General features: G+C 36.6%; 26 protein-coding genes. 21 read left to right on the top strand and 5 right to left on the bottom strand.

The window, feature by feature from the left end:
• Nucleotide 1: 1 nt before the first annotated feature.
• From TS1_RS01170 to cbpB, 8 genes are all read left to right on the top strand, one after another.
• Nucleotides 2–739: an amino acid ABC transporter ATP-binding protein gene (locus tag TS1_RS01170; protein ID WP_068706961.1), complete on the top strand. Its 738-nt coding sequence runs from the start codon at nucleotides 2–4 to the stop codon at nucleotides 737–739.
• Nucleotides 740–804: 65 nt separating this feature from the next.
• Nucleotides 805–1,620, top strand: a complete 816-nt coding sequence (locus tag TS1_RS01165; protein ID WP_068706959.1) for a transporter substrate-binding domain-containing protein — start codon at nucleotides 805–807, stop codon at nucleotides 1,618–1,620.
• A 12-nt stretch (nucleotides 1,621–1,632) separates the two neighbouring features.
• The gene (locus TS1_RS01160) at nucleotides 1,633–2,274 is read left to right on the top strand and encodes an amino acid ABC transporter permease (RefSeq protein ID WP_068706957.1); all 642 of its coding nucleotides are present in this window, start codon (nucleotides 1,633–1,635) and stop codon (nucleotides 2,272–2,274) included.
• 23 nt (nucleotides 2,275–2,297) lie between these two features.
• Nucleotides 2,298–2,954, top strand: coding sequence for an amino acid ABC transporter permease (locus TS1_RS01155; RefSeq protein WP_068706955.1), 657 nt, complete (start codon nucleotides 2,298–2,300; stop codon nucleotides 2,952–2,954).
• A 113-nt stretch (nucleotides 2,955–3,067) separates the two neighbouring features.
• A complete protein-coding gene (gene racE / locus TS1_RS01150) occupies nucleotides 3,068–3,889 on the top strand; it encodes a glutamate racemase (protein WP_174519311.1) in 822 nt (273 codons plus the stop codon).
• A complete protein-coding gene (rph, locus tag TS1_RS01145; protein WP_068706951.1) occupies nucleotides 3,879–5,228 on the top strand; it encodes a ribonuclease PH in 1,350 nt (449 codons plus the stop codon). The genes racE and rph overlap by 11 nt, the downstream gene beginning before the upstream one ends.
• A gap of 1 nt (nucleotide 5,229) precedes the next feature.
• A complete protein-coding gene (locus tag TS1_RS01140) occupies nucleotides 5,230–5,742 on the top strand; it encodes a metallophosphoesterase (protein ID WP_068706949.1) in 513 nt (170 codons plus the stop codon).
• 254 nt (nucleotides 5,743–5,996) lie between these two features.
• Nucleotides 5,997–6,491, top strand: coding sequence for a cyclic-di-AMP-binding protein CbpB (gene cbpB / locus TS1_RS01135; protein ID WP_068706947.1), 495 nt, complete (start codon nucleotides 5,997–5,999; stop codon nucleotides 6,489–6,491).
• 35 nt (nucleotides 6,492–6,526) lie between these two features.
• On the opposite strand, the gene TS1_RS01130 is transcribed toward cbpB, so the two are convergent.
• Together TS1_RS01130 and fabI are read right to left on the bottom strand one after the other, a co-directional pair.
• Nucleotides 6,527–7,462 (bottom strand): mechanosensitive ion channel family protein, encoded by a 936-nt coding sequence (locus TS1_RS01130; protein ID WP_068706945.1) that lies wholly within the window; start codon nucleotides 7,460–7,462, stop codon nucleotides 6,527–6,529.
• Between the two features lie 84 nt (nucleotides 7,463–7,546).
• Nucleotides 7,547–8,302: an enoyl-ACP reductase FabI gene (gene fabI / locus TS1_RS01125; RefSeq protein WP_068706943.1), complete on the bottom strand. Its 756-nt coding sequence runs from the start codon at nucleotides 8,300–8,302 to the stop codon at nucleotides 7,547–7,549.
• 194 nt (nucleotides 8,303–8,496) lie between these two features.
• Here fabI and fabZ point away from each other — a divergent pair, with 194 nt between their 5' ends.
• Nucleotides 8,497–8,934 carry a 3-hydroxyacyl-ACP dehydratase FabZ gene (gene fabZ, locus TS1_RS01120; RefSeq protein WP_068706941.1) on the top strand — a complete coding sequence of 146 codons (438 nt, stop codon included), beginning with the start codon at nucleotides 8,497–8,499 and terminating at the stop codon, nucleotides 8,932–8,934.
• A gap of 104 nt (nucleotides 8,935–9,038) precedes the next feature.
• Here fabZ and TS1_RS01115 read toward each other — a convergent pair whose 3' ends face one another.
• Nucleotides 9,039–9,785, bottom strand: coding sequence for a peptidylprolyl isomerase (locus TS1_RS01115; RefSeq protein ID WP_068706939.1), 747 nt, complete (start codon nucleotides 9,783–9,785; stop codon nucleotides 9,039–9,041).
• Between the two features lie 177 nt (nucleotides 9,786–9,962).
• Between TS1_RS01115 and TS1_RS01110 the strand changes: the two genes are divergently transcribed.
• From TS1_RS01110 to TS1_RS01075, 8 genes are all read left to right on the top strand, one after another.
• Nucleotides 9,963–11,054 (top strand): DUF871 domain-containing protein, encoded by a 1,092-nt coding sequence (locus TS1_RS01110; RefSeq protein WP_068706937.1) that lies wholly within the window; start codon nucleotides 9,963–9,965, stop codon nucleotides 11,052–11,054.
• A gap of 146 nt (nucleotides 11,055–11,200) precedes the next feature.
• Complete coding sequence (locus TS1_RS01105; protein ID WP_068706935.1) at nucleotides 11,201–12,130, top strand: alpha/beta hydrolase; 930 nt, start codon at nucleotides 11,201–11,203, stop codon at nucleotides 12,128–12,130.
• 95 nt (nucleotides 12,131–12,225) lie between these two features.
• Nucleotides 12,226–13,530 (top strand): GTPase ObgE, encoded by a 1,305-nt coding sequence (gene obgE / locus TS1_RS01100; protein ID WP_068706934.1) that lies wholly within the window; start codon nucleotides 12,226–12,228, stop codon nucleotides 13,528–13,530.
• Between the two features lie 60 nt (nucleotides 13,531–13,590).
• The gene (gene rnz / locus TS1_RS01095; protein ID WP_068706932.1) at nucleotides 13,591–14,541 is read left to right on the top strand and encodes a ribonuclease Z; all 951 of its coding nucleotides are present in this window, start codon (nucleotides 13,591–13,593) and stop codon (nucleotides 14,539–14,541) included.
• Nucleotides 14,538–15,326 carry an SDR family NAD(P)-dependent oxidoreductase gene (locus TS1_RS01090; RefSeq protein WP_068706930.1) on the top strand — a complete coding sequence of 263 codons (789 nt, stop codon included), beginning with the start codon at nucleotides 14,538–14,540 and terminating at the stop codon, nucleotides 15,324–15,326. The genes rnz and TS1_RS01090 overlap by 4 nt, the downstream gene beginning before the upstream one ends.
• A 45-nt stretch (nucleotides 15,327–15,371) precedes the next feature.
• Nucleotides 15,372–15,767 carry a LapA family protein gene (locus TS1_RS01085; protein ID WP_068706928.1) on the top strand — a complete coding sequence of 132 codons (396 nt, stop codon included), beginning with the start codon at nucleotides 15,372–15,374 and terminating at the stop codon, nucleotides 15,765–15,767.
• Between the two features lie 100 nt (nucleotides 15,768–15,867).
• A complete protein-coding gene (gene recJ, locus TS1_RS01080; RefSeq protein ID WP_068706926.1) occupies nucleotides 15,868–18,165 on the top strand; it encodes a single-stranded-DNA-specific exonuclease RecJ in 2,298 nt (765 codons plus the stop codon).
• Between the two features lie 61 nt (nucleotides 18,166–18,226).
• Nucleotides 18,227–18,739 (top strand): adenine phosphoribosyltransferase, encoded by a 513-nt coding sequence (locus tag TS1_RS01075; protein ID WP_068706924.1) that lies wholly within the window; start codon nucleotides 18,227–18,229, stop codon nucleotides 18,737–18,739.
• A 63-nt stretch (nucleotides 18,740–18,802) separates the two neighbouring features.
• Here the strand turns inward: TS1_RS01075 and TS1_RS01070 are convergent, their stop codons facing one another.
• Together TS1_RS01070 and lexA are read right to left on the bottom strand one after the other, a co-directional pair.
• Nucleotides 18,803–18,997 carry a hypothetical protein gene (locus TS1_RS01070; protein WP_068706922.1) on the bottom strand — a complete coding sequence of 65 codons (195 nt, stop codon included), beginning with the start codon at nucleotides 18,995–18,997 and terminating at the stop codon, nucleotides 18,803–18,805.
• A gap of 124 nt (nucleotides 18,998–19,121) precedes the next feature.
• Nucleotides 19,122–19,739, bottom strand: a complete 618-nt coding sequence (lexA, locus tag TS1_RS01065; RefSeq protein WP_068706920.1) for a transcriptional repressor LexA — start codon at nucleotides 19,737–19,739, stop codon at nucleotides 19,122–19,124.
• 141 nt (nucleotides 19,740–19,880) lie between these two features.
• Between lexA and TS1_RS01060 the strand changes: the two genes are divergently transcribed.
• The 4 genes from TS1_RS01060 to TS1_RS01045 all read left to right on the top strand — a co-directional run bounded on the left by TS1_RS01060 (nucleotide 19,881) and on the right by TS1_RS01045 (nucleotide 24,121).
• Entirely contained in the window at nucleotides 19,881–20,123 is a 243-nt protein-coding gene (locus TS1_RS01060) for a DUF896 family protein (RefSeq protein ID WP_068706918.1), read from the top strand.
• A 100-nt stretch (nucleotides 20,124–20,223) separates the two neighbouring features.
• Nucleotides 20,224–22,224: a transketolase gene (gene tkt, locus TS1_RS01055; protein WP_068706916.1), complete on the top strand. Its 2,001-nt coding sequence runs from the start codon at nucleotides 20,224–20,226 to the stop codon at nucleotides 22,222–22,224.
• Nucleotides 22,225–22,451: 227 nt separating this feature from the next.
• Nucleotides 22,452–23,327, top strand: coding sequence for a glucosaminidase domain-containing protein (locus tag TS1_RS01050; RefSeq protein WP_068706915.1), 876 nt, complete (start codon nucleotides 22,452–22,454; stop codon nucleotides 23,325–23,327).
• A 356-nt stretch (nucleotides 23,328–23,683) separates the two neighbouring features.
• Nucleotides 23,684–24,121, top strand: a complete 438-nt coding sequence (locus TS1_RS01045; protein ID WP_068706913.1) for a Fur family transcriptional regulator — start codon at nucleotides 23,684–23,686, stop codon at nucleotides 24,119–24,121.
• Nucleotides 24,122–24,182: the final 61 nt, after the last annotated feature.

The raw sequence follows: 24,182 nt of genomic DNA, 5'->3' as shown, positions 1-24,182 counted from the left end.
TATGTCAATGATTGAATTTAAAAACGTTGAAAAATATTTTGGTAATTTCCATGCTTTAAAAAATATTAACCTTACTTTTGAAAAAGGCGAAGTTGTAGTGGTTATCGGTCCCTCTGGTTCCGGGAAAAGTACGCTTTTACGTACCATTAACGGTCTAGAATCTATCACTTCGGGCAATCTTTTGATTAACGATCAGGACATTCGCAGTAAGCAAACCAAACTAACAGAAATCAGAAAAAATATTGGCATGGTTTTTCAACACTTTAACCTATACCCAAATAAAACCGTGCTGGAAAATATCACATTAGCACCTACTAAAGTTTTAAATCAAAGCGAAAAAGATGCTGTTGATTCAGCAGAAAGTCTCCTTGATCGGGTAGGCATGTTAGATAAAAAAGACTCTTATCCTTCAACACTTTCTGGCGGACAGCAACAGCGGGTTGCTATCGCTAGAGGACTTGCTATGCGCCCAGAAATGTTATTATTTGACGAACCAACATCAGCGCTTGACCCGGAAATGATCGGCGATGTATTAGATGTTATGAAAAAAATTGCTAATGAAGGAATGTCGATGATTGTGGTTACCCACGAAATGAATTTTGCCAGAGACGTTGCTGATCGGGTAATATTTATGGCCGACGGTCAAGTTCTTGAAGATAGTCATGATGTGGAAGCTTTCTTTGAAAATCCTGAAGAAGCACGGGCACAACAATTTCTTAATAAAGTTGTGAACCACTAAGCTGTTCGTTTGAAACTAGGTTAGTTAAAAAGAATTGGAAACTAACCAACAAAGGAGGAAGAGCAATGCGTAGGAAAAAGTTATTTTCCTTTTTAACCCTTTTGATGGCTGTATTTATGTTATCTGCTTGTAAGTCAGAAAGTATTGCAGATAAAGATGTTTTAGAAATGAGCAAAGACTCGGATGAAATTATCTGGGGAGTAAAAAATGATACTCGTTTGTTCGGCTTAATGGATATCGCTTCAGGAGAAGTGAAAGGTTTCGATATCGATATTGCGAAAGCTATTACTGAGAAAATCCTGGGTCGTGACGGACATCCGACATTTGTTGAAGTAACTTCTAAAACTCGTATTCCTTTGTTAAAAAACGGGAATATCAATGCGATTATTGCGACAATGACTATCTCAGAGGAGCGGAAGAAAGAAGTTGATTTTTCTGATGTTTATTTCGATGCGGGTCAATCTCTTTTAGTTAAAAAGGGCAGCCCGATCAAAGACGTTGATTCTATTAAGCCAGGAACTACGGTCCTAGCAGTCAAAGGTTCAACTTCTACGGAAAACATTCGTAAACATTCACCAAAAGCCAATGTTTTAGAATTAGAAAATTATGCAGAAGCTTTTACCGCGCTTCAAGCAGGTCAAGGAGAGGTAATGACTACAGATAACGCTATTTTATTGGGAATGGCAAGTGAAAATTCCAATTATGAACTCGTTGGAGGAACGTTTACCAATGAACCTTACGGAGTTGCGGTTGATAAAAATCAAAAAAACTTTTTACATGCTATAAATAAAGCGCTAAAAGAAATGCATGAAGATGGAACCTATGATGAGATTTACGAAAAATGGTTCCCTAATGATGATGAAGGCAGAGTTTATGAGTAAGGAGGGAAGAAAATGTTAACTTTATTTCAAAACTACTCAGGGATGTTTCTTGACGGTTTTAAAATCACGGTATTCTCGAGTGTGATTGCTTTATTTTTTAGTTTAGTTATTGGTACGTTGATGGCAATTTTTCAGCTTTCTTCGAATAAAGTGGTCAAAGGGTTTGCAAGAGCTTATGTTGAATTTTTCCGTAATATTCCCTTATTGATTATAGCTATGTTTTTTTATGTTGTTCTACCTATGTATGGTTTTCCTTTCACAGGGTTTCAAGCCGGAACCATTGGTTTGACCATTTATACTTCTGCATTTATTGCTGAAACAGTACGGTCTGGTATTCAAACAGTTCCTAAAGGTCAGACAGAGGCTGCTTTGTCTTCTGGGTTTACCTATACACAGACTATGCGCTATATTATTTTACCGCAGGCTTTTAAAATCGTCGTTCCTCCTTTAGGTGGACAGTTTATTAATTTAATTAAAAATTCGTCTATACTTGCGATTGTTGCTGGTCTTGATTTAATGTATCAGGGAGACTTAATTGCAAGTACAACTTTTATTACATTTGACACTTATATCATTGTCGGTATCTTTTATTTAATTTTGACATTACCATTGTCTTATTTAATGAGTTACCTGGAAAAACGATTGAATGTCTAGTCTAGGAAGGAGAGAAGCAGCATATGGATTTTGTAGGAGCATTTTCACTTAATAATCTGCGGTTTTTACTAGATGGTCTGCAGGTAACTGTTTCGGTATCAGCGATATCGATTGTGCTTAGTTTTTTAATTGGTGCATTGGCTGGCACTTTACGTTTTTCAAATATACCTGTTTTTTCTAAGGTTCTAGGCTTAATCATTGATATTATTCGTAACTTACCCTTATTATTGATTATCTTTTTTACTTATTTTGCTTTACCCCAAATTGGAATTCGTTTTGATATCTTTTGGTCAGCAGTAGTAGCTTTAACTATTTTCGAATCGGCTATGCTTTCTGAGATTTTTCGAGCAGGTCTAAATGCTGTCCCTAAAGGTCAAGCTGAAGCAGGGCTTTCTACCGGCTTAAGTTATGTACAGACAATGGTTATTATTATCATTCCGCAAGCTTTTCGGTCGATGATACCTGCGATTATTAGTCAGTTGATTTCTTTAGTAAAGGATTCGTCTTTAGCGATTATTATCTCTTTACCTGAATTGACTCACCATGCAAGAATCATTTATGGACAAAATACAAATTATGTTTTGCCTATGTTTGTTGCTATGACGGCCAGTTATTTTGTCATTTGTTATTTGCTGTCGTTATTGTCTAGATATTTGGAAAATAAACGTTATAAGTATTAATCAATCGGCTCATCCTTAAAGGATGAGTTTTTTGTATAAAACTTGAAATGTTTTACAAAAAAGTACACAATAAATAAATGGATATGTTTAAAGAAAAATAAAGGATGACAAATATGAATGATCAGCCAATTGGTTTTATTGATTCTGGTGTTGGTGGTTTAACCGTTGTAAAAGAAGCGATGAAACAATTACCAAATGAAAATTTTATTTATTTAGGTGATACAGCGCGCTGCCCTTATGGGCCAAGACCCAAAGAACAGGTAATCCAATTTACTTGGGAAATGGCACATTTTTTATTGAATAAAAAAATCAAGATGTTAGTAATTGCTTGTAATACAGCAACAGCTGTGGCTTTAGATGAGATTAAAGAGCAACTGCAAATCCCTGTTGTGGGAGTTATTATGCCGGGAACCAGAGCAGCTGTTAAAGCGACTAAAAATCATCGTATTGGTGTGATTGGCACAAAAGGAACAGTTAAAAGTGCCTCTTACAAACGAGCAATCAAAGAAAAAAATGAAAATACAAAAGTAACAAGTTTGGCTTGTCCGAAGTTTGTTCCCATTGTGGAAAGTAATCAAATTCATTCTTCAGTGGCAAAAAAAATTGTATTTGAAACACTATTACCCTTAAAAAATAAACATTTAGACACATTGATATTAGGTTGTACTCATTATCCTTTACTGCGACCAGTTATTCAAGACGCGATGGGACAAGATGTTACATTAATCGATTCTGGCGCGGAAACGATCAGTGAGGTTAGTATGCTTTTAGATTATTTTAATATTTCTAATGCCGAAAATAAAAAGATGGGATATGCCGAGTTTTACACAACGGGTTCTACTCATTTATTTGACCAAATCGCACAAGAGTGGTTGGATAAGGGAGAAATTCAGTCAAAGCAAGTTACTTTAGGAGGGACAGATAATGCGTCATGATGGTAGATATTTTGATCAAACTCGGAATATAATATTAAAAACAAATGTTTATAAACAACCAGAAGGCTCTGTTGTGATATCTTTTGGTGATACACAGGTTATTTGTTCAGCGACGATCGAAAAAAAAGTTCCTCCTTTTTTAGAAGGAACGGGTACGGGATGGGTTACAGCAGAGTACAGCATGTTGCCAAGAGCTACCCAAACTAGAAATAAAAGAGAAAGTATCAAAGGAAAACTAAAGGGACGGACAATGGAAATCCAACGTCTGATTGGGCGCTCTTTACGTGCTGTCATTGACTTAGAAAAACTGGGAGAGCGATCAATTATTGTTGACTGTGATGTGGTACAAGCAGACGGAGGGACAAGGACGGCTAGCATAACTGGTGCTTTTACAGCTTTGCGTTTAGCAGTGGACAAACTATTACAAACAAACGAATTAATGCAAGATCCTATAAGAGAATTTGCTGCTGCCATTAGTGTTGGAATTTTGCCAGATGGGACTTGTGTACTTGATTTAGATTATGAAGAAGATAGTCGTTGTGCAGTAGACATGAATATTGTAATGACTGAATCAGGGCGCTTTATTGAAATTCAAGGAACTGGAGAGCAGGCGACATTTGATCATTCTCAATTAAATGAGCTTTTGTTATTGGGCAAACAAGGCGTAGATTTTTTAATAAGCAAACAAAAAGCAGCTTTGTATGCTAGTCAGGAACAAAAACAACAAATTACTGCACAAACTGTAGTGATTGCCACAGGAAATTCCGGCAAGGCGCGAGAATTTGCAAAAATGTTTTATGATGCGGGTTATGAAATTAAAACCATGAATGATTTTCCCGAATTACCTGAGGTAGCTGAAACTGGCAGTACTTTTGAAGAAAACGCTCGTTTAAAAGCAGAGACCATTGCGAATATCTTGCAGTGTCCTGTCTTAGCTGATGATTCTGGTTTGAAAGTTGATACCTTAAATGGCATGCCAGGAGTCTATTCAGCTCGCTTTGCAGGAGAACAAAAAAATGACGCGGCAAATAACGCAAAATTACTACACGAGTTAACGGGTGTTTCAGATGAACAAAGAACGGCGCAATTTCATTGTACATTAGTTTTTGCTGCGCCTAAAAAAGAAAGCTTAGTGGTCGAAGCAGATTGGCCAGGCAAGATTGCTCGTATCCCTCAAGGAGATAACGGCTTTGGTTATGATCCATTATTTATCCCAGAAGGTTCAGAGAAAACGGCTGCGCAAATGTCTGAATCTGAAAAAAATAAGGTCAGCCATCGCGGTCAAGCTCTAAAAAAATTACAAGGCAAATGGCAAGAATGGTTAGAAGGAGGACGTTAAAATGAAGTATTTAGTTGTTAGTGATAGCCATGGGGACCGGCAAATCTTAGTTGATTTATTCAATCATTACAAAGGTAAAGTTGATTATATTTTTCATTGTGGAGATTCTGAACTGTCAGAAGACGATTCATTATGGCAAGGTGTTTACGTAGTTACTGGAAACATGGATAGTGATCCGGCTTATCAAAAAATTCAGGTGGTTGATACGCAAGAAGACGTTGTTTACTTAACACATGGACACTTATCAGGCGTGAAAATGGGATTAACTCAACTGGATATGCAAGCCCAAGAACACCAGGCTACGATTGCTTTGTTTGGGCATACACATCAGTTAGGTTGCGAGGTCAATAAAGGGCGTCTGTTTTTAAACCCTGGTAGTATCTTACAGCCTCGTGGGTCGGTTCCAATAAAAACTTATGCCATTATTGAAAGTACAAACGAATCTTTTCAAGTACAATATTATGACCGAAATTTTGAACCGATTGAAGATCTTTCTTTTGTATTTAATAAATAAAAAGTAATACGCAAAAGTTTTTCTTTATAACTTTTGCGTATTTTTCTGCTTTGTCAGATTTATTTTTGCTTTAACATAAAAACAAGCTGATTCTTTAACAAATAATATAAACTTTCTCATTAAAGCTTTTTTATAGTTAAGAATAAAATGTGAATAGTTATTATAAAATTTTAAAGAAAGCGCTTTTTATATTTTTTCCCTTCTTTTTAAGGTATAATAAAAAATGTAGTTCGAATAGAAATGGAGGTAGCAGGTTGATTGGTAAATATACAAAATCCTTACTTTTGGAAAATAAAGAAACATTTATGATTCCGGCTGAAAATGTTGCGACGGTCTTATATAGTCATCCTTTAGAACATGCTTTATTGGTTTTGTCCAAAGTAGGATATAGTAAAATCCCTGTTTTAGATTCATCAGATCGGTTCGTTGGTCTCATTAGCTTAGCAGATATTGTAGATAAGATGATGGACTTGGATGGCTTTAATTCAGATGTCTTAGAAGGATTATCTGTTTCAGATGTGATGGAAGTAAATGTTGCAACTTTAAAACAAGAGGATGATTTGGAAGATGCTCTTCATCTATTGGTAGATGCTTCATTTTTACCCATTGTTGATGAAGATAACATTTTTGAAGGGATTATTACCAGAAAAGAAGTACTCAAATCAGTGAACCATCTTGTGCATGAAGTAGAAAAGCGGTATGAATTTGTACCTAAAGAAAATACAATCGAAGAAGAATTAAATATCTAAAAAAGTTCGAAAAGGATCAACCCTTTTCGAACTTTTTAGATAGTGATAGGTGATGAGGGAATCGAGTAACCATCGGTTGTTAGTTCTTGAATAGAAGAGCTAAGCAGTTCTTCTTGTAATTTTCCCTGCTGACCATTTTGTACATACATTGTCGTTTGTACTGCGAAATTATTATTTCCAAGATCGACCAATCCAAAAATAACGGGTGGAGTTTGAATATACTCGGAGTATTTATCGACAATCTTTTGATTTGCCCGTTCAATTGCCTGATAAATCCCGTCAAGACCTTCTGAAGGTTGTACTCGAACATTTACTTGCACTCGCATGTCAAAACGTGAAGTATTGCTAATCGTGGTAATATTTCTGTTTGGAATAAAATGCACAGTTCCATCACCTGATTGTAATTGAAGGGTGCGTAGGCCAACTGAAATGACTGTTCCTTCAAGGCCTAAATCGGTTAATTGAATATAATCGCCCACATTAAATTGCTGTTCGATAATAATGAAAAAACCGGTAAATATGTCGCTCATAAGCCCTTGGGCACCAAGACCGATGGCCAAACCAGCAATCCCAGCACCTGCCAAAAGCGATCCTACCGGAATACCGATTGAAGAAAGCAATGAATAAACATAAAAAAAGCCTAATGTATAGTGGGAAACATTTTTGGCCAATGTATTCATCGTCTTTACTCGTACTTCGCTTTGTTTTTTCTTTTTATTAAGGCGAAATCCCCGATCGATAAAATAATCTGCTAAACGGATTAATATCGCAAATAAAATGGATAAAGCAATAACTGTAATCACTTTTGAAATAACTGTACCTGTTAGCTGCTCCCAGTCAATGTTGTTCCACCAACGCTGAAAGGCATTGAGTTTTTCCGTTGTTGGTTCGATAACCGCTGAATCCGAACTATCGATCGTTGAATCTGACGTCGATGCAAGGATTTTCTGTGCTCCTATAAGTAAAGACATGACCATCCCTCCAAAATTAATGCTTATCTATTGTAACAAGCTTTTTGAAAAAAGAAAATCAAAACATTTAGGAGTAAATAAAAATTAAGATAAGTGAACGCCTTTATCGACAAAGATTGTTTCTCCAATAACACCACTGGCTAGAGGACTCACTAAAAAGGCACAGACATTGCCAATTTCATTGGTTGTTACGCTTACTTCGTCAGCTGTACGATCTTGTGACAATTGAATTAATTTATGATAATCTTTAACACCAGTTACTGCTAGAGTTTTTACAGCACCCGCAGAAATTGCGTTTACATGTACTTGATCTTGAGCCAATTCAGTAGCTAGATAGCGGACCGCTGCTTCTAATGAAGCTTTAGCAATTCCCATCATATTGTAGTTGGGTACTGAGCGTTGAGAACCAAAATAAGTTAGTGTGACCACACCGCTTCCTTCAGCTAATAAAGGTTTTGCGTAATGGGTGACAGCAATGAGTGAATAACTGCTGATATCTTGTGCAAGAGCATAGCCTTTACGTGAAATATCAGAGACATTGCCTTGTAAATCGTTTTTGTCAGCAAAAGCAATAGCATGTACTACACCATTGATTTGACCAGCGTACTCACCGATTTGCTCAAAAGCGTTTTTGATACTGTCATCATCTGCTACGTCGCATTCGACCAAAAATTCGTCTCCATTCAGAATTTTTTCTAAAGATTTTTTCATACGGTCGTTTTGATAAGTATAGATAACTTCTCCGCCTTGTTCACTAATCGCTTGAGCACAACCCCAAGCAATACTTCGCTTATTGGCAACGCCCATCACGACGATTTTTTTTCCTGTTAGAAAGCCCATATTTCCACTCCTCAAATAATAATAGATAATAATTACGGTTTAAACTCATGAAAAAGGATCATGATTTCTTATTATTAGATAAAATTGTTTGATTGTCAAACTAAATCTACTTATTTTATTCTTTTATTGCTAAATGATGGAATTTGTGTTAGTTTGATAATCAAAGTATTCTGTATTTTGAGAGGGATAAATAAATGGAAAAATTTTTAACGGAAGAAGAAGTAAAAGAAGTCATACCTAATCGTTATCCGATTCTTTATATCGATTATGTAGATAGTATTGAATCAGGTAAGAAAATTATAGCGACCAAAAATGTAACTATTAACGAGGATTTTTTTCAAGGGCATTTTCCAGATAACCCTGTGATGCCAGGGGTATTAATTTTGGAGACTCTTGCTCAAGCAGGTTCAATCTTAATCTTGAAATCAGACGAATTCCAAGGAAAGACTGCTTATATTGGGGGAATCAATAAAGCTAAGTTCCGTCAAAAAGTATTGCCAGGCGATACATTAAAATTATCGTTTGAAATTACTAAAACAAAAGGCGCAGTGGGTACGGCTGTAGCTAAAGCAACTGTTGAGGATAAAACGGCAGCTGAATGCGAATTTACTTTTATTGTAGGCGACAAATAAAAATAGATTGAAAAACATGTAAATAAAATAGAACCGAAAGCCTTTCCGTTTATTCTTTGCGGAACAGGCTTTCGGTTTTTTTGAGAGGGAAAACGATTCGTAAATTATTTGGCTTCTTGAATGATTGTAATCTCAGTAATTTTAACTGGATCTTCAGGTGCAGATTTTTCTCCAGAAGTACTTTCTTTAACCTTAGCAGCCGCAATTTTATCTACTACGTCTATCCCTTCAATAACCTGGCCAAAAACAGTATAGTCGCCATCTAATTGAGGAGCTCCGCCTTTTTTGTAGGCTTCAATAATTTTTTCGGGAGTAAACTGAATCGCTAATCCATCGGAAACATCTTCATTGTTTTGTACAATAAAAAATTGGCTTTTCTGACTATTTGTTTCTTGACCTCGTGCCATCGAAAGAGCTCCTCGCAGATGGTAAAGCTGATTAGAAGGCTCAATTTCAAAGCCTTTATCCCAAATGCTTTTTCCGCCAGTTCCGTCATTTTTGGGGTCGCCGCCTTGAATCATGAAATCTTCGACTACCCGATGAAAGGTTGTTCCGTCATAATATCCATCTTTAGCCAGTCCTATAAAGTTTTTTACGGCTTTGGGAGCGATTTTTGGGAATAGCTTGATTGTAATTGTTCCCATACTGGTTTTCATTTCAATGACATCTTCGCTGTCTTTTGGCTTTTTGTCTAATTGGGGAAGCTCTAATGCATCTAAATCGACTGAAGACTCAGTGGTTGTAGCTTTAGTATGAGTACTTGTGGTTTGATTGTTATTATTCGTACAGCCGCTAAGTAGTATTAGACCAAGAAAAGCAGTAGTTATAAATGGAAAAAGTAGTGATTTCATTTGTAAGAACCTCGCAAAAGTTATTTTTAATTTTCTATCTTTTTTATCATAGCAAAACTTTGTCTCAATAGCGATTCTTTTTTGTTAAAAGTGGTTTTAAAAAGATATAGACCAGTTATAGAGGCTTTGTTATAATAGAAATGAAAGTAAAAATTACTTTATATGAGGAGGAACTCTATGGGAAAGTTGGGTATTTCGCTTTACCCCGAACGTTCTACATTTGCAAAGGATAAAGCATATTTAGATTTGGCATACAAATACGGTTTTAAACGAGTTTTTACTAGTTTATTACAAATTAAGGGAGAAAAAGAGAAAGTATTAGCGGACTTTAAAAGGGTAGTGGATTACGCTAATTCATTAAATATGGAAGTTATGGTAGATATTAACCCTAGTTTGTTTACACAATTGGGGATTTCATATGATGACTTGTCTTTTTTTAATGAACTGGGTGCAGATGGAATACGCTTAGACTTAGGTTTTACAGGTGCTGAAGAAGCACAAATGACACGTAATCCTTACCAGCTAAAAATTGAAATTAATATGAGTAGCGGGACAAATTATGTGGATAATATTATGTCTTATTCACCCAATACTGCTAACTTATTAGGTTCTCATAATTTTTATCCGCATCGTTATACTGGCTTAGGTTATGACCACTTTGTCTATTGTTCTAAGAAATTTCGTCATTATAACTTAAATACGATGGCTTTTGTTAACTCACAAGCGGCAACCTTTGGCCCTTGGCCTACACAAGATGGGCTATGTACATTAGAAGAGCATCGAAACTTAGCAATCGAAACGCAGGTCAAACACTTGCTGCTTACAGGTCTAATCGACGATATAACGATTGCAAATGCTTATGCTTCTGAAGATGAACTAAAAGCGATGGCTGAAACTTTTAATGCGCTTTATCCGACTTTACAAATTGAGGTTGCTTCTGATATCACAGAAGATGAACGTATTTGTCTATTTGATCATCTACACAATTATCGTGGAGATGCTTCCGAATATTTACTTCGTTCGACAATGACACGTGTTTACTATAAAGATAAGCCATTTCCAGCGCACAACACAAAAGATATAAAACGTGGTGATGTATTAATTGATAATGCTGGTTATGGACAATATAAAGGTGAGACTCAGATAGCCTTACAAGCCATGGAAAATGATGGCCGGGTAAATGTTGTTGGTCGTATTTCTGAAAAGGAATTATTTTTGCTCCGTTTTTTGAAACCTTGGTCTAGTTTTCGTTTAATTGAAAGTAAATAAATTAGGAAAGGCTAGGACGTTCATTTTTACGTTCTAGTTTTTGTTTACATAATTTATATATTGTAAACAAAAACGCAAATGATTTTTATTTAGGATCTTTTTTTCGTATACTAGACTAGAAATTCTAATAGTTATGAGGAAAAACAATGAAGTTTTTTAAATGGTTTAGTATTATTTTTGTCGTGTTATTAGCTGGCGGTTTAATTTATGCCGGAAATTATTTTTATGAATATGCTGTTGTACCTTCGGAAAAAGATTTTCTAAGCTCTGACGCAAAACCTAAAACAAAGGAAGAAAAGGCAAATGAAAGATGGTATACAGACGAAAATCATCGTGAAAATTGGTCCTTACATTCTCATGATGGACTAAAATTATCCGCGAATTTTTTACCAGCTGAGAAACAAAAGGGGAAGACTGCCATCTTAGCGCACGGATATATGGATACTGCTGAAACGATGGCAGATTACGCTAAGATGTACCATGATATGGGCTATAATGTTTTAGTACCTGACGCTCGTGGACATGGGAAAAGTGAGGGAGATTACATTGGTTTTGGCTGGCATGAACGAAAAGATTATCTACAATGGATTGACCAAGTATTAGAAAAGCAAGGCAGAGATGAACAGATAACTCTTTATGGTGTAAGTATGGGAGGGGCGACTGTGATGATGGTCTCAGGAGAAAAGTTACCTAAAAATGTCGTGTCGATCATCGAAGACTGTGGTTATGCTTCTGTCAATGAAGAGTTAACCTATCAGCTAAAAGAATTATTTGACTTGCCTGCTTTTCCAATGATTCCGATCACAAGTTTGGTTACTAAAGTACGTGCTGGTTACTTTTTTGGAGAAGCCGATGCGACCAAACAATTAGCTGAAAATACGCGCCCTATGTTTTTCATTCATGGAAAAGAAGATAAATTCGTTCCTTTTGCAATGTTAGATGAAGTTTATCAGGCAACGAATGCGCCGAAAGAAAAATGGGCAGTCGATAATGCAGCCCATGCGGATAGTTATAAGCAAAATCCTGAACTTTATAAAGAAAAGATTCAAGATTTCTTAACAAAATATGACAGATAAGAAGCAAGGAAATGATGGACAAACGCGTAAATGCTAGGTACAATAGGAAAGGTTCAGCAACAGAGTAGTCAGTATATAGAATGGAGGACACAAGTATGTCCATGTTTTTAGACAAAACAACAATTGATGTTAAAGCAGGAAAGGGCGGTAACGGGATGGTGGCTTTTCGTCGTGAAAAGTACGTTCCTAACGGCGGACCTGCTGGAGGTGATGGGGGTCGCGGAGGCGACGTCATATTAATTGTTGATGAAGGATTACGCACTTTAATGGATTTTAGATATAACCGACATTTTAAAGCTCCTTCAGGAGAAAATGGGATGAGCAAAAGCATGCATGGCCGTGGCGCACAAGACCTTTATATTAAAGTTCCCCAGGGGACTATTGTACGTAATCAAGAAACAGGAGAATTGTTAGGAGATTTGGTAGAAAGCGGGCAAACCTTAACAATTGCAAAGGGGGGGCGCGGAGGACGTGGGAACGTTCATTTTGCTACACCTAAGAATCCAGCACCTGAACTTGCAGAAAACGGGGAACCCGGTGTTGAAAGAAAAATAGAATTGGAATTAAGGGTGTTAGCTGACGTAGGGCTAGTTGGTTTTCCATCTGTCGGGAAGTCTACTTTACTATCTGTTGTCTCAGCAGCGAAACCGAAAATTGCTGCCTATCATTTTACGACACTCGTACCTAATCTAGGAATGGTATCTGCTTCAAATGGCAGCAGTTTTGTGATTGCGGATTTGCCTGGTTTGATTGAAGGAGCCTCCCAAGGCGTAGGCTTAGGCATCCAGTTTCTGCGTCATGTGGAGCGGACGCGAGTCATTTTGCATGTGGTTGATATGAGCGGAATGGAAGGAAGAGATCCATACGAAGATTATTTGGCAATTAATCAAGAATTGGCTTCTTATGATCTACGTTTACTAGAACGTCCACAGATTATTGTTGCCAACAAAATGGATATGCCAGATGCCCAAGAAAACTTAGCACAATTTAAGCAAAAATTAGCGCAAGAACAAGAAGAAATTCCTTCAATCTTTCCAGTTTCGGGAATCACTAGACAAGGAGTGGATTCATTAGTGAATGCTACGGCTGATTTATTAGAAAAAGCTCCTACATTTCCGCTTTATGAGCAAGAAACAGCAGAAGAAGAGGTTGTTCAATATGGTTATATTTCCAATGAACCTGCTTTTGAAATCCAACGGGACTCAGATGCGACTTGGGTGTTGACAGGTAATAAATTAGAAAAACAATTTGAAATGACGAATTTTGATCATGAAGAAAATATCCGGCGTTTTTCTCGACAACTGCGTAAAATGGGAGTAGATGAAGCCTTGCGTCAACGAGGAGCCAAAGATGGAGATCTTGTACGAATCAGAGACTTTGTTTTTGAATTTGTAGAATAAAAAATGCGGAAATAACATAAAGCAACAGTTCAGAGTTTAAAAAAGAAAGACAGGTAAATTATGGAATTGGAATTTTTAGGAACGGGAGCCGGTTTGCCAGCAAAGCATCGTAATGTTACTAGCATTGCGCTACGGCTTCTAGCTGAACGCAACGCCGTTTGGTTGTTTGACTGTGGTGAAGGCACACAGATGCAGATTTTGCATACAACGATCAAACCTCGCAAAATTGAGAAAATATTTATTAGCCATCTGCATGGCGACCATATTTTTGGCTTGCCAGGTTTGATTACTAGTCGTTCAAATCAAGCAGGGGATCAACCATTAGAAATATACGGACCTAAAGGGATAGAGGAATTTGTCCGTACTTCACTAAAAATTTCGAAAACGCATTTAAATTATCCATTAAAGTTTACCGAAATAACAGCTAAAGAGGCAACTTTATTTGAAGATCAACAATTTATTGTAAGCTGTAAAAGATTAGAACACGGGATTGCAAGTTATGGATTCCGAGTAGTTGAAAAGAATCATCAAGGTGAACTTCAGGTAGACAAACTAAAAGCCTTAGGTATTAAGCCAGGACCGATTTATGGTAAGTTAAAACAAGGAGCCAGTGTTACTTTAGAGGACGGTCAGACTATCAATGGGAAAGATTTTGTTGGTCAAGCAAAAAAAGGACGTATTGTAACAATCTTAGGCGATACACGTTATACAACAAATGCCATCTCTCTAGCAGAAAATGCGGATGTTTTGGTACACGAGAGTACATTTAATAAAGAGGAAGCAAAGCTTGCCAAAGCTTATTATCATTCAACGACTCAGCAGGCTGCCTTAGTGGCTAAAAAGGCAGAAGTAAGGCAGTTGATATTAACCCACATTAGTGCCCGCTATTTAAATAAAGAGGCGATTGAATTAGAAAAAGAAGCACAAGAAGTTTTTCCTCGTACAGTCATAGCCAGAGATTTTTATTGTATGGTGATTCCATTTCAAGCAGAGGAGGAAAAGAATCGATGAACTTAAAAAACAAAGTCGTTTTAGTAACGGGAGCTTCTTCAGGTTTAGGTGAACAGATTTGTTATGAAGCAGCTAAAAAGGGAGCGATTGTCATTGTATGTGCTAGACGTATTCAATTAATTGGTCAAGTCAAAGAAAATTGCAGCATGCTTAGTCAAAATGAGGCTTATGCCTTTCAATTAGATGTTTCAGATCCACAAAGTATCGAACGAATGTATGCAAAAGTCAAAGAAGAGATAGGTACAGTAGATTATTTAGTCAATGATGCTGGTTTTGGCTATTTTGCCGATTTTGTTTCATTTGAACAAGAGAAAATTAGAGAAATGTTTGAAGTCAATGTTTTAGGTTTGATGCTTTTGACGCAACGAGTAGCTTCTGACATGTTAAAAGCTAGCAGTGGACATATTATTAACATTGCTTCAATGGCCGGTAAAATGGCTACTCCTAAATCTAGTGTTTACTCTGCGACTAAATTTGCCGTACTTGGTTTTTCAAATGCTTTACGTTTGGAATTAAAACCTTTCGGTATTGCTGTCACTACTGTAAATCCAGGTCCTATTAGGACCGAATTTTTTGCTAAAGCTGACCCAAGTGGAAGTTATTTGCAAAATGTGGATGCCTTCGTTATAAATCCAAATAAGTTAGCTGGTAAAATTGTGAAACAGATGAACCATCCAAAACGAGAAATAAATCAGCCACTCATTATGGAATTTGCCGCTAGAGCTTATCAATTATTTCCCAAAGTAGGTGACTTTTTAGCCGGCGGTATTTTTAATCAAAAATAAATGAAGGTATTACGGAGTTTAGTTTAATAGTTAGGGAGTGTTTTTATGAAAAACCAATGGCGGATTATTTTAGGATTGGTTTTGACCTTGTTGATCGTTTTATTTGCAGTTATGAACAATATGGATGTGCCCATTAATTTTGGTTTTTCTCAATTAACAGCACCGCTTGTTATCATTATTATTGGTTCTGCCTTTTTAGGGGCGATTGTCATTGCCTTAGTTGCTACGAGTACGATTTGGCAACAAAGAAAAAAAATTAAAAAATTAAAAAAACAACTAGGTGAACTTGAGCAATCGCTTGATCAAAAAGTGGCAGATAAACGTCAAGAGTTAGAACGCGAATATAACAATAAATTGGCCGCTTTTAAAACCAGTGATGAACCAACAACTGAAGACCAGACAGAAGAAAAAGATGAACCTAAAGACTCTTCACAAAGTTAACGAATTCGGCAAAGAAAGACTCCTTTAATTAGAGGACAGCCTTTCTTTGCTTATTTACTTAGGTTTGCTATAATGAGTTGTTGTGGTTAGGAGTGATTGTTTGAAACAAGCGAATTATAATTGGCAAATGCCATCAGAAATAGATTTGCCACCAGAATTTATCGATCAATTAGAAAAAGAACACATTCCCACTTTTTTAGGTCAACTTCTTTGGCATCGTGGGATTAAAACACCGCAAGCAATGACAGCTTTTTTTCACCCTGAGCTCGATCAACTGCATGATCCATTTTTATTATATGGGTTAAAAAAAGCCGTTAAGCGAATTCAGCAAGCTTTAGAAAACGAAGAAACAATCTTAATTTATGGTGATTATGACGCCGATGGTATTACAAGTACATCGCTCATGAAAGAAACATTAGAGCTTTTGGGAGCAGATGTTTCCTATTATTTACCAAATCGCTTTAAAGACGGTTATGGACCAAATATAGAGGTGTATAAGGAAAAAATCGCGGCAGGAGTTCAATTAATCTTAACTGTTGATAATGGAGTTTCTGGCAAAGAAGCCATTGATTTTGCTAACAGCCAAGGGGTGGACGTAATTGTTACAGACCACCACGAACTACCACAAGTATTGCCGGATGCTTATGCGATTATTCATCCTCGTCATCCAAATGGACAGTATCCTTTTGGTGAGTTAGCAGGTGTAGGGGTTGCTTTTAAATTAGCTTGTGCTCTGCTTGATGAAATACCTGTAGATTTTTTAGATTTAGTTGCTATTGGGACGGTTGCAGATATGGTTTCTCTAACGGATGAAAACCGTGTGCTGACTGTTTTTGGTTTGCAGGCATTAAAACAGAGCCAACGAATTGGCTTACTTGAATTATTTCGTGTGAGTCAGATTTTACCTGAAGAAATTGATGAATCAACGATTGGTTTTGCGCTTGCTCCTCGTTTAAATGCACTAGGACGTTTGCAAGATCCTAACGAGGCAGTAGAGCTGTTGACTACTTTTGATCCAGATAAGGCACACAATTTGTCTGAACAGTTAAATCAAATAAACGACCAAAGGAAAACAATTACCCAAGAGATTACTAAAGAAGCAATGAATCAAATTATTCCGAATAAAAAAATGCAAATTATTGTTGGAAAAAATTGGCATGAAGGCGTTTTAGGTATTGTAGCCGGAAATATTGCACAAAAAGTCGGACAACCGACGATTGTTTTAACTTCTACACAAGAAGGAGGATTAAAGGGATCTGGTCGTAGTGTTGATTCGGTTAATTTATTTAAACTTTTGGATCAAGCTCGTGATTTGATGACTAGTTTTGGTGGACATCATGCTGCTATAGGTCTCAGTCTACCAGAAGAGAATCTGTCTTTATTAGATGAAAAGGTCAATACGATACTTGAAACCAAACAGATTCAACCGATGAATAATTTAGCCATTGATGCGGTATTGAGTTTATCAGATGTTAGTTTAGCTCATATTGAGGCTATGCAATCTTTAGCTCCTTTTGGTATGGATAATCCATTACCCCATATTCTATTTAAAAATTGTTCTGTAATAAACACTCGGACTGTTGGTGCAGACGGCAAACATTTGAAGTTATCAGTAAAGGACCAATCTGAGGCAAATGTTGAAGGGATTGGTTTTGATTTTGGATCAGACATTTTAGAATTTCAAAGTGAAGCCGTCGATCTTGTAGCTCAATTATCGATTAATGAGTGGAACCATAAACGAATCCCTCAAATGATTTTGAAAGACTACCGTGTTGACCATATCCAGGTATTCGATTATCGTTCGAAAAAATATCAAAAAAATTTAACGTTTTCAGCACCAACATTATTCGTCAGCTTTTCGGAAAAAGAAACAAAAAAATTATTTGATAAAATAAAACAACCAGTGGTAACCTATACTGATGCAAAAAACTTTCATTCTGTGGTAGAAAATACAGATTTTGAACAAATAGTACTTGTTAATTGCCCAGAACAACTTGAAGATGCCAAATTGGCGATTGAGACTGCAAAAGTTTCTCGGATCTTCTTTTTATGTGCGGCTAAAGATGATGCTTACTTAGATGGAGTAGGAACTAGAGAACAATATGCAAAATTATTTCGCTTTATTTCCAAACAGCAACAAATTGATGTAAGATATAAATTGTCGATTATGGCAAACTACTTAAATATACCAGAGAAACTTTTGTTTTTTATGATTCAAGTGTTTTTTGAATTAGGATTTGTTACAATAACAGATGGAATCATGAAACATGTGCAAGAGCCAAAACCTCATGCTTTGACCGAAAGTCAACTGTATCAGAGACGTTTGGATAAGATTAAAACAGAGGAGTTTTTATTACTAAGTGATTTACCAACGTTAAAAAAGTGGTTAATAACATAGAAACGACCACTTAGTACTTGAAATTGAAATTTCTTAAGCATGACAATTAGGAGGAAAACAAGTGAACTTAGAAGATTATATTGCTAGCATCCCTGATTATCCTGAAGAAGGAGTTACATTTAGGGATATTTCACCGCTTATGGCAGATGGGAAGGCTTATCGTAAAGCGGTAAATGAGATTGTCGATTACGCCGATAAAAAACAGATTGATATGGTAGTAGGACCCGAAGCACGTGGTTTTATTGTAGGATGTCCAGTAGCTTACGAAATTGGCGTGGGATTTGCGCCTGTTCGCAAACCTGGAAAGTTGCCGCGTAAAACAATTGAAGTAACTTACGATAAAGAATATGGAAAAGATACATTAACACTACATGAAGATGCGATTCAACCCGGTCAAAGAGTGCTTATTTGTGACGATTTGTTAGCGACAGGCGGTACTGTAAAGGCGACAATTGATTTAGTTGAAAAATTAGGTGGTATCGTAGTCGGTTGCGCTTTTTTGATTGAATTATTAGACTTACATGGCAGAGATAAAATTAACGGATATGAAATACGTACTCTATTAGACTATTAATCGTTTTTAAATACGAAAGGAGTCAAAAACCTGTATCACTGGTTTTTGGCTCCTTTTTTTAAATTATGGTTTAGTCTGATAGCGGTGTATTTGACGTTTATATTCAGATTGTGCGCTTTTTTTATCGTCCCAAAGTAACAGCCATAAAGTGACTAAAGGACAGACAAACAAAGCAGAAATAAAAAGTCCAAAATGACCAATTGTAATCCCGACTAACAATACAGCAATCATCAACCCAAAACGACGAATTCCCTTCATTATTATTACATCCTTTCTTTAGGCGAACTAATGTTTGTATACCTATTATACGAATATTTGTTCCCTTTGTAAAGAAAAAAATAAAAGATCTTCGAAAAAAACGAAGATCTCAGGTGGTACGTGATCAGAAATGGCGGTAAAGCCCAACGACTTGGCCTAAAATTTTAACTATTGGCAAAATAATGGGTTCCATAAAATCATTTTCCGGTTGTAAACGAATATGGTCTTTTTCTTTATAAAATCTTTTACAGGTGGCTTCTTCTTCTTCGGTCATTGCGATGACAATATCTCCGTTTTCAGCGGATGTCTGTTTACGAACAATGACCTGATCGCCATCTAAAATACCTGCATTTATCATACTTTCTCCACGAATTGTTAACATAAACAATTGACCATCTTGAGTTGTTAAATTTGGTGGAATTGGAAAATAATCTGAAGCTTCTTCAACGGCTAAGATTGGTTCGCCGGCTGTCACTGTTCCAAGCATAGGAATACTTTCTTGTTGGGCACCGATTGTTTCCAAACCTAGAGCAGTTAACTCAATAGCACGCGGTTTTGTGGGGTCGCGTTGAATCATGCCTTTTTTTTCTAATCGCGACAGATGACCATGCACAGTTGAAGTAGAGGATAAACTAACTCCTTCTCCAATTTCTCTAACGGTAGGTGGATACCCTTTTTGGCTGACGCATGTATGAATAAATTTCAGCACTTCCACCTGGCGATTTTCTGTTCGTTTTGCCAAAGTTAACACCTTCTCTCTCTTATTAACTAAATTTTAGCATAACTTGATGGGAAGTTCAAACAAACGTTCGCCTTAATTTTACCGCTTAAGATTGTTTTTTTAGATATCTTTGTGTAATATGGAAAATAGGGAGGTATTTCAATGATATCAGATGAAATGATAAATCGTATTAACGAATTAGCCAATAAAAAGAAAGAACAAGGTTTAACAGAGGATGAAAAAAAAGAACAAGAAAAATTGAGAAAAGAATATTTGCAAGCTTTTCGTGGTGGAATGAAAAAACATATTGAAGGAATGAAAGTGGTAGATCCTGAAGGAAAAGATGTTACCCCTGAAAAACTTAAAAAAATACAAAAAGAAAAAGGGTTGCACGATCGAAAATAAACAGTGTATCCCTTTTCAAATTTTGTTGAAAAAAGCATAGTTATCTTTTATAATAAGATAGTATTAAAAGTAAATTTAACCTAAATAGGAGGCGTTCGTATTGTTTGATGAGATCGATGAAATTGGAGTAAATACGCTGCGGACATTAAGTATTGACGCAGTACAAAAAGCTAATTCTGGACATCCTGGCTTACCTTTGGGAGCTGCACCCATGGCTTATGCGTTATGGACAAAATATTTGAAAGTCAATCCAAAAACTTCACGTAACTGGATAGACCGTGACCGTTTTGTTTTATCCGCTGGACATGGTTCAGCTTTATTGTACAGCCTGCTGCATTGTTCAGGCTATGATGTTTCGATGGAAGATTTAAAAAACTTTCGTCAATGGAATGGCCATACTCCAGGTCATCCAGAAGTTGGTGAAATTGATGGCGTAGAAGCAACTACAGGTCCATTAGGTCAAGGACTAGCGATGGCTGTGGGCATGGCGATGTCAGAAGCTCATTTAGCTGCACAATATAATAAAAAGGACTTTCCGATTATTGACCATTATACGTATGCGTTAGCTGGTGATGGAGATTTAATGGAAGGTGTATCACAAGAAGCTTCATCTTTAGCAGGTCATTTGCAGCTAGGTAAACTGATCGTTTTTTATGATTCCAATGATATTTCCTTAGATGGACCTACTTCTAAAGCATTCACTGAAAACGTGGGACAACGTTATGAAGCTTATGGTTGGCAGCACTTGCTAGTGGAAGATGGTACAGATATGGAAGCGATCGCTCAAGCAATTGAACAGGCACAAAAAAATACAGAACAACCCACATTAATTGAAGTAAAAACAGTGATCGGCCTTGGTTCTCCAAAAGAAGGCACTTCAGCTGTTCATGGAGCTGCTTTAGGAGAAGAAGGTGTCCAAGCAGCAAAGCAATTCTTTGGCTGGGATTTTCCAGAATTTACTGTTCCAGAAGAAGCAGCACGACGTTTTAAAGAAACGATGATTGAGCAAGGAGAAAAAGACGAAGCTAAATGGAATGAGCTATTTGCCGCTTATGAAAAAAATTATCCAGAAGAAGCGCAACAATTGAAAGAGGCTTTTGCTGGAGAATTGCCAGAAGGTTGGAAGAGCGAACTTCCACACTACGATCTAGGCAGTGGTCAAGCAAGCCGTAAATCCAGTCAAGAAATGATTCAAGCAATCTCTAAAGCTGTTCCTTCTTTCTGGGGGGGCTCGGCTGACTTGTCTTCTTCAAATAATACAATGGTTGCAGCGGATCATGATTTTACCCCTGAGCAATACGATGGGCGTAACATTTGGTTTGGAGTTCGCGAGTTTGCCATGGTAGCTATTATGAACGGGATTCAGTTACATGGTGGAACAAAAATTTATGGAGGTACGTTCTTTGTCTTTAGTGACTATTGCCGTCCCGCTATACGGTTAGCAGCTATTCAGCACTTACCAGTTACCTATGTTTTCACTCATGATTCGATTGCGGTAGGAGAAGACGGACCGACACATGAACCTGTGGAACAATTAGCTAGCCTGCGTGCGATGCCTAACTTAAGTGTGATTCGGCCTGCAGATGGTAATGAAACGCGTGCTGCTTGGAAGTTAGCTATGGAGGCTACCACTCGACCAACGATGCTTGTGTTGAGCCGTCAAAATTTACCAACACTAGCTGGAACAACGGAAGGCGCAGATGAAAACGTGGCAAAAGGTGGTTATGTCATTTCTCCACAAAAGGGGAATAAACCTGATGGTATTTTAATTGCTACTGGTTCTGAAGTTCATTTAGCTGTTGAAGCACAAGAAAAATTAGCTAAAGACAATATTGATGTTTCTGTTGTTTCATTACCAAGCTTTGATCGATTTGAACAGCAAAGCGAAGCATATAAAGAATCAGTACTTCCAAGCGGTATCACTAAACGTTTAGGAATAGAAGCAGGAGCCTCTTTTGGTTGGCATCAATATGTTAAAGATGAAGGTCAACTATTAACAATTGATCGCTTCGGCGCATCTGCTCCAGGAAATAAGGTATTAGAAGAATATGGCTTTACTGCAGACAATATTGTATCAATATTTAAGACAATAGAAGGATAAATTAAAAGACAGCACAGGCTATTTTAAGTCCGTGCTGTCTTTAGTTTTTTAAAAATTTTTAAAAAGTTTTTAACTGTCATACCGGGGTTCCCGGTTTGTTAAATCCGTTTTATTAAAATAAATTCGAACATAAACGTTGTTTTCATTCTTAATTTAGATTACAATTACTCTTATAGAAATCTTAACTTTTAAGTAAAGTTTTTTAAAAGTTTTTGAAGGAGGACGTTATGGTTTATAAAACACGTAGTGAGCGCCACCAAAAAAAGGCAACGTTTGATAAGAAATTTAATAGAAAAACGGTATTATCATTAGTAGGTACAGGTTTAGTTATCGCTCCGACTACGACAGCTTTATTTCCACAAGAAAGCCATGCAGAGGAGTACCAACCGTCAGAAACTGAAGCATCTCATTTAATTAACCAGATTAGTTCTTCTGCTCAACAAGTCGCAGATGCTAACGATTTATATGCTTCTGTCATGATTGCTCAAGCATTATTAGAAAGTGGGAATGGTAACTCTTCTCTTTCTTCTTCACCGACTTATAATCTTTTTGGGGTAAAAGCATATGGGCAAGAACCTTCTATCTGGTTATCAACGAAAGAATATATTGATGGAAAATGGGAAACTATGGATGAGCCGTTTAGAGTTTATGGTTCATATGAGGAATCATTACAAGATCATGCTGCTGTTTTGAAAAGCTCGAGTTATTCTTCAGGCGCTCCTAATTATCAAGGTACTTGGAAGAGTCAAACGACAAGTTATACGGATGCAACTGCTTTTCTTACTGGAAGATACGCAACTGATCCAGACTACGGACAGAAATTGAATTCGTTAATTGAAGCTTATAATCTAACCCAATTTGATACTCCAGCGCAATCAAATGGTGGTGGCTATACTGATGTAAACTACAAAACAACAGAAAGTGAAGATACTACTTCTGAACAAGAAGCATCTTCTGCTAGTACGGGTTCAACTTATATTGTACAAAAGGGAGATACATTATGGGACATCGCCCAAAATCATGGTATTTCACTTGATGAATTGATGGCCAACAATGGCTTAAGTAATGAAATGGTAACAGTAGGGCAGCAGCTAACAGTTTAAAGTATGGTACTTTTGTTATAAACATCTGAAAATTTTGATTTTTATTGGAATAATGATGTTTAAACAAATTCATTATAAAAAGAAGAACTTTTGAAGTTCTTCTTTTTTTATTATAATCTTGGATTTTTATTAAAAAAGAAAAAATCGTTGTTGATTAAGTTTCAATTCATGATTAAAGGGCTTATAATTTTTATGTTCAATCACTGCTTATAAGACAAAATTTTAGTTGAGTTACATTCGATAACTAGTAAAAGGACGTAATTTTTCGGCTGTTTTTTTAGTGTTTTACTAAAAACGCTAGAAAAAAAGTAAAAGTCATAGTATGATAAAAATAATAGAAGTTGGAGGGGGTTTGGTTGAAAAGTTTTGAAGAAGCATTACGTCGATTAAAAGACGAAAATATACGCGTTACACCGCAACGTAAGGCGATTCTAGAATTTTTAGCTTACTCAAATGAACATCCTACTGCTGAGATGATTTATAAAGCCATTGAAGATAAATTTCCTGGAATGAGTGTAGCCACAGTTTATAATAATTTGAAACTTTTTACTAAAATTGGTTTTATAAAAGAAATGAACTATGGCGATGCTTCTAGTCGTTTTGATTTCTTTACAGAACCTCACTACCATGTTATTTGTGAAAGATGCGGACAAATTGCTGATTTTCATTATCCAGGCTTAGAAGATGTAGAGATGGCAGCTAGCAAGTTAACTGATTATAAAGTGAGTAGCCATCGTTTAGAAGTTTATGGGCTTTGTCCAAAATGTCAAGCAGAAATAAAAGAATTGATGTGAATATAAAAAGCTGTTTCTTGCATTTAGCCAGAAACAGCTTTTTGACAGCACCTTAAAAAGG

Origin of the sequence: Tetragenococcus solitarius NBRC 100494 (assembly GCF_001544195.1) — a bacterium.
Taxonomy (GTDB): domain Bacteria; phylum Bacillota; class Bacilli; order Lactobacillales; family Enterococcaceae; genus Tetragenococcus; species Tetragenococcus solitarius.
Note: the sequence above shows the minus strand (reverse complement) of the source record. Positions and strands in the feature narration are given on the sequence as shown.